This is a genomic window from Staphylococcus arlettae (assembly GCF_002902345.1).
Classification (GTDB): Bacteria; Bacillota; Bacilli; order Staphylococcales; family Staphylococcaceae; genus Staphylococcus; species Staphylococcus arlettae.
Genome location: NZ_PPQB01000031.1, coordinates 1 through 536, shown reverse-complemented (window position 1 = coordinate 536; position 536 = coordinate 1). Strand labels below are relative to the sequence as shown.

The window sequence follows — 536 nt, the reverse complement described above, 5'->3', positions numbered from 1 at the left end:
AAAAAGCATATTATAAGTGGCGTATTGATGAAACATATATCAAAATCAAAGGGCAATGGTGTTATTTGTATCGTGCCATTGATACAGAGGGTCATACATTAGATATTTGGTTACGTAAGAAACGGGATAGTCATTCAGCATATGCGTTTATTAAGCGCCTTATTAAACAATTTGGCACACCTCAAATGATAATTACAGATCAAGTACCTTCAACGAAGGTAGCCATGGCTAAAATAATGAAAGTGTTTAAGCTGATCCCTAATTGTCATTGCACATCTAAATATCTCAATAACCTCATTGAACAAGATCATCGTCATATTAAGCTGAGAAAGACAAGATATCAATGTCTCAATACAGCAAAAAATACACTCAAAGGCATTGAATGTATTTACGGATTATATAAAAAGAACCGTAGGTCTCTTCAGATCTACGGATTTTCACCATGCCACGAAATTAGTTACATGTTAGCCGGTTAAGCGAAGACTGACACAATAAAATGGTGATTAGCTATATTTTTCTAACTTTGCAACAGAACC

The 536-nt window shown here is 34.5% G+C and carries 1 protein-coding gene; it reads left to right on the top strand.

Annotation, left to right across the window (positions count from 1 at the left end):
- On the top strand, positions 1-476 hold a 476-nt coding region (locus CD036_RS12735; RefSeq protein ID WP_103388821.1), incomplete at its 5' end, for an IS6 family transposase.
- Positions 477-536 lie beyond the last annotated feature (60 nt).